The 6180-nt window shown below is 44.4% G+C and carries 2 protein-coding genes and 2 pseudogenes; 2 read left to right on the top strand and 2 right to left on the bottom strand.

The genetic code is table 11. The features are described from left to right. Both VIM91_RS07090 and VIM91_RS07085 read left to right on the top strand, forming a co-directional pair. Window positions 1–788 (top strand): annotated as a pseudogene (locus VIM91_RS07090) (hypothetical protein); the annotation flags it as partial. A 53-nt stretch (window positions 789–841) separates the two neighbouring features. Then, complete coding sequence (locus VIM91_RS07085; protein ID WP_331864121.1) at window positions 842–3721, top strand: methyl-accepting chemotaxis protein; 2880 nt, start codon at window positions 842–844, stop codon at window positions 3719–3721. Window positions 3722–3805: 84 nt separating this feature from the next. Here the strand turns inward: VIM91_RS07085 and VIM91_RS07080 are convergent, their stop codons facing one another. Together VIM91_RS07080 and gltB are read right to left on the bottom strand one after the other, a co-directional pair. Then, entirely contained in the window at window positions 3806–5215 is a 1410-nt protein-coding gene (locus VIM91_RS07080; RefSeq protein WP_331864120.1) for an FAD-dependent oxidoreductase, read from the bottom strand. Window positions 5216–5268: 53 nt separating this feature from the next. Further along, window positions 5269–6180 (bottom strand): annotated as a pseudogene (gene gltB / locus VIM91_RS07075) (glutamate synthase large subunit); the annotation flags it as partial.

Raw genomic sequence — 6180 nt, 5'->3', positions numbered from 1 at the left:
ACATCACGGCAAAAGTGCGAGATGTCAATTTTGATCAAACCTTTAGTCGCAAGCCCATTCGATTTAACCTGCAGGCATTACCAACAACACAAAAAACAGCTTTGGTTTTGGACGGTTATAGCTCGACGCTAGAGACCGATTCAGTGCTAACAAGTGTTCGGGCTGATTGGTCGGATTATCAAGTTAATCAATGGTGGATGGCAAAAACCGATGTACTGCCCGTTCAATTGGCAAAGGCGAAGGCGAACCTAAAAGGCCAGCTGGCTTTAACTGGGTTGAGTCAGTTGGATGCCAACTTAAATATCCACTACCAAGATGCGTTATTTGATTTATCCCAAACTAATTCTGATCAAGTCACGCGTTATTTAGCCCCCGCTTTCGCCGATATTGATCAGTTTAAAGTCGATGCGAGCTTAAACGGACGTATTATGTCACCCAAAATAGAGGCCAGTTCCGACTTAGACAATCAATTGTCAGCGGCGTTTAAACAGGTCTTTCAACAAGAGGTCGAGGCATTTAAGCAGCAATTGAAAACCCAGTTACAAGTTAGATTGGAAGAGCTTAAACAGCCAATTGAAGCCGAATTGCGTCGCTTGAATATTGATGAGTCGGCGTTAGACGATCAAGAAAAGGCCTTGCAAGTTGTTCAGAATGAAGCTCAAAACCGTTTAAACCAGGCGGAGTCCGAATTACAAGCACGCTTAGATGCTGAAAAGAAACGCCTGGAAAACGAAGCCAAGCAAAAAATCGAAGATGAACTGCGTAAACGCATTAAATTACCTTTTTAATCCGCAGTAGCTAGACACAAATAATAAAAAAAGAATAAAAATTTTGAGGATATATGAAACAAAACCTGCCTGTAACACAACATGAATATCAAATCGCCGAAGGCGTTTCGCTGGTTTCAGAAACCGATTTGTATGGCAACATCACCTATGCAAACCAAGCTTTTGTTGAAGTAAGTGGCTATAGTTGGGAAGAATTGAAAGGCCAACCGCATAACCTTATTCGCCACCCTGATGTACCTGAAGCCGTATTTGCCGATTTATGGAAAACCGTTAAAGCGGGTGAACCTTGGCACCAATATGTAAAAAATCGCCGCAAAAACGGCGATCATTATTGGGTGGAAGCGAACATTGCTCCGGTTGAACAGAACGGTGAAGTGGTGGGTTATAAATCCGTTAGAAGCACGATGTCGCGTGAGTTAATTGAACCGGTTGAAGCCGCCTATCGATCAATTCGACAGAGTAAACAATTAATCCATGGTGGTGTTTTAGTCAAACCTTGGCAAGCAAAACTGGCTAAGTGGAGCCCTTTGCCTAAGCGGAGTATATTAGCGAAAATGATGATTCCGTTGGTTGCGATGGCGATTTTATGGAGCGTTGTTTTGCAAATTTATTTGCAGAATGTGGCCGACGATTTGTATCAAAGCGCCGTGGCGGAACGTCATCAGACCCTCCAACATAACTTGGAATCTGAAATAAAAGGAGTTGAGACCATTGCGCTCACCAATACCGTGGGGATTGCGAGTAATTCGGCCGTGATTTATGGGCTCTACGACAAGCAAGATACGGTGCTATGGCAAATCGTTCAGGTTAACTACAAGCATTACGTTGAGTCTGCTGGACTTGAAGGGATTGGTTTGGCCATTTATAACCAAGATCTTAAACAAGTGACACATCAAGGTGCGCCGATTAGTCTGCAAAACTTACCTAAAAGCCCACAAACCGAAATCAGTTTTGAAGAGAACGCTGGTTATGTGCGTGCGGTCGTACCTGTGCCTTATGGCGATCGCGTGTTGGGTGCGGTAGTCATGTCTATCCCTCTAAGCCATGTAGCGCGTCAAGAATCTGCCGGAGATCGTTTATATGCGACTTTATTTGGTTCGCAGCAACAGGTTAATTTATTACAGTCAGGCGAACAGACCGTAGACAATCGTGCAATGCAAGTATTAAACGGCTTAAATTTAGCTGAACTAGCAAGCCAAGACTTGCATGTACAGGGTGAATACCTATTAATGATCGAAAAAATTAGCGTGGCTGACGGCCAGCTTGCCGCTCATATCGTGGCCGAGCCTATGACGATTTTAAATCGAGTATTAAGCGAAACCTATTTTATGATTTATGTGGCACAGGGGGCGATGTCAGGCGGTTTTATTTTACTTTTATTCCAAGTCTTTACGCGGATGCGTGTATCTGTGCTTAAGCCTTTGAAGCAAATGACAGAAAAGATGAACCAAGCAGCCGACAAGGGGAGTTTATCGGTTCGAACTGAATCCCTAAGTGAGGATGAGTTAGGCCGAGTGGGACGGAGCTTTAACCACTATATAACAGGTGTGCAACATCTGATGGTATCGGTGTCCGATATGATTAACGCTTTGGCTCAAGGTAAATTAGAGTATCGAATCCAAGCGGACTCCAAAGGTGATTTAGATAATTTAAAAAATGAAGTGAATTTATCAGCGGATGAAATTCAACGCGTGCTTAATGAGATTCAGCGCGCCATTCATTCGCTTAAATTAAGCGACTATAGCTATCAAGTGAGCGGTGAATATTCGGGAGAATATGCTCGTATGGTTAGTGATCTCCAAGCCGCTATGCTAGAAACCCAGCAAGCGATTGGCGCGATTAATCAAACAATGCAAGCGATTGCAGAAGGTGAGTTTTCAAAACGCTTGAACCTCGAATTGCAAGGTGATCTTGGAGAATTAAAACGCCATGTTAATGCCTCCTTAGACCAGCTTGAAAAAGGCATAAGTGAAACTGTCGAAGTCTTAGTGGCCCAAAGTGAAGGTGACTTAACTAAGCGCATTTCGGGGGATTACTCTGGCAAATTGGCCATGATGAAAGAGTCGGTCAACAGTTCAATGATGAAAATGTCAGATGCGCTAGGCGAAATGCGCGTGGCGTCGGTTACGGTTGCTGAAGCGTCGCGCCAGATTGCGAGTGGCAGTTCGGATTTGTCTGATCGAATTCAAGACCAGGCTAGCTCTTTGCAAGAAACGGTTAGTAATATGGATATGATTACACAGGCCGTGAGAAGTAACGCTCAGAATGCTCAACAAGCTAATGAACTTGCAAACAGCGCAAAAATACAAGCCCAAAATAGCAATGAGGTCATGAAACAGGCGCAAGATGCCATGACCGAACTGGCGAAATCGAGCCATAAAATTGCCGATATTATTGGCTTGATTGATAGCATTGCGTTTCAAACTAATCTGTTAGCTTTAAATGCGGCCGTTGAAGCGGCGAGAGCCGGTGAGCAAGGTCGGGGGTTTGCGGTAGTGGCCGGCGAAGTTCGTACTTTAGCGCAAAAGTCGGCCGAAGCGGCATCCGATATTCGTGCATTAATTGAGGTTAGTGTAAAACAAGTCGATCAAAGTCAATCGTTGGTGACTAAAACAGGGGAAGAGTTCGCAAGCATCGTGGATGCGATTTTAAAAATGCATAACTTCATAGGTGAAATTTCGCAGGCTAACCAGGAGCAAACACATAGTATTGAACATATTAATCAGGCGATGGATGGTATGGATTCGGCTACCCAGCAGAATGCGGCATTAGTCGAAGAAACCGCCGCCGCCGCCGATACTTTGCGTCAAGAGGCAGATGAAATGCAGTCTCAGGTTAACTTTTTCAGGATTGAGTCTAAGCATCAAGCATCCTTAGCTTCAGCACCTTCAAATCAGTTAAGAAATAATAAGAAACTGAGTGATGAAGGTTAATGTTGGATTAAGGTTTATTTCAAACTAATAAAAAAGGTCGCTAGATGCGACCTTTTTTATTAATGCCGTTTTTAAGTTTATCGTTTAGATTTCAAGGTAATCCAAAATACCTTCAGCCGCTTCGCGTGCTTCGGCGATGGCATGCACCACCAAACTCGAACCGCGAACCATATCACCACCGGCAAAAATCTTAGGGTTAGTGGTTTGGAACGGATATAAACTGTCTTTTGAAGCCACGACTCCCTGCCAGTTGTTGGTTTCGATATTAAAATCTTTAAACCAAGCTGGTGGATTTGGTTGGAAGCCGAATGCAACAATCACCGCATCACAAGGAATTACCTTTTCGGAACCTGGTACCGTTTCGGCACGACGACGACCGTTTTCGTCTGGCTCACCCATCCGAGTTTCGATCACTTTAATGCCTTCAACTTTATCTGAACCCATGATCTCCACTGGGGCTAGATTAAACTTAAACTGCACGCCTTCTTCTTTGGCGTTTTTAACTTCTGCACGGGAGCCGGGCATGTTAGCTTCGTCGCGACGATAAACACAGTAAACATCGCTTGCGCCTTGGCGAATAGAAGTACGAGTACAGTCCATGGTCGTGTCACCACCACCTAAAACTACAACACGTTGTCCTTTCATACTTACAAAAGGTTCAGGTGTTTGTTCGTAACCTAATTCATGTTTAACATTACCGACCAGGAAATCCAACGCTTTGTAAACGCCAGGCAAATCTTCACCAGGGAAGCCGCCGGTCATAGGTTTGTAGGTCCCCATGCCAAGGAATACGGCGTCATAGTCGTTAACTAAATCTGCAAATTGAATGTCTTTACCAATTTCAACATTCAAACGGAACTTAATCCCCATTTTTTCAAACACTTCACGGCGGTGTTTGATGAGGTCTTTATCCAATTTGAATTGAGGAATACCAAAGGTTAATAAACCACCAATTTCAGGTTGTTTATCAAACACAACCGGTTGTACGCCATTGCGGATTAAAATATCCGCTGCCGCTAAACCAGCTGGGCCTGCGCCAACTATAGCGACTTTTTTATCTGTTTTAACAACCTGTGACATATCAGGTGTCCAGCCAGTAGCAATGGCCGTGTCTGTGATAAATTTTTCAACCGCTCCAATCGTGACTGCGCCAAAGTTGGTATCGTTAAGAGTACAGGCTTCTTCACAAAGACGATCTTGTGGGCAGATGCGACCACACATTTCGGGTAATGAATTGGTTTTGTGTGACAACTCCACCGCTTCCATAACATTGCCTTCGGCAATTAATTTAAGCCAATTAGGGATGTAGTTGTGGACTGGGCATGCCCATTCGCAATAAGGGTTACCACAGTGTAAACAGCGGTCAGCTTGAGCCATCGCTTGGCTAGCATCAAACCCACTGTAAATTTCAGTGAAATTGGTTTTGCGCTCAGCCGCATCTAACTTAGAAGGCAGCTGGCGGTCTAGTTCTAAAAATTGTCTTACATTTGGCATTCGATTAGTTCCTTATAAGCCTGGCATAAAAGCCAGGTCAACGCATTATCAGCTTAAGCGGCTTCTGTTCCGAATAGACGGAACAAGGTATCAATGTCAATTGCTAAAGATTTGACAAGCCAGAAGTGCCCTACATAATGACTAAAGTTGTTTAGAACTTCCTGTCCCCAAGGGCTATGCGTTTTTTCGACATATTCTTTAATCAGTGTTTTTAAATACACACGATATTCTTCGGTACTTTCAGTATCAATACGAATCGCTTCGACCATTTCGGTGTTCAGGCGATCCGGTAGGGTTCGATCTTCATCGAGTACAAATGCCATGCCCCCCGACATACCCGCACCAAAGTTAACCCCTACGCCACCTAAGCTCACAACTGTACCACCAGTCATATATTCACAACCATGGTCGCCTAAGCCTTCAACCACGGCTACGGCTCCGGAGTTACGAACCGCAAAACGCTCGCCAGCGGTACCATGAGCAAATAATTTACCCCCAGTTGCACCATATAAGCAGGTGTTACCAACAATTGGTGTGTTCTTAGGGTCAAACACGTAACCAGTTGGTGGACAAACGACAATCTCGCCACCCGCCATACCTTTGCCGACATAATCGTTAGCATCGCCTTCAAGGTGTAGATTTAGACCATCGACGTTAAACACACCAAAAGACTGACCGGCGATACCCGTTAGTTTTAAGGTGATAGGAGACGATTTCATACCATCGTTACCATAACGTTGTGCAATTTCACCCGCTAGGCGTGCGCCAATTGAACGGCCTGTATTAACCAATTTAAAGTTGAAGATGCCACCAGACTTAGCTTCGATAGCCGGTAAAACTTCTTTAACCATGTGTTCGGCAATTTCACCACGATCCCATGGGTTGTTACGTTCAACCTGCACCGTTTGAGGTTTATCAGCTGGTACACCACCATCGGTAATGATGGATGACAAATCTAAGTTACG

The organism is Thiomicrospira sp. (assembly GCF_036568485.1).
Taxonomy (GTDB): Bacteria; Pseudomonadota; Gammaproteobacteria; order Thiomicrospirales; family Thiomicrospiraceae; genus Thiomicrospira.
Note: the sequence above shows the minus strand (reverse complement) of the source record. Positions and strands in the feature narration are given on the sequence as shown.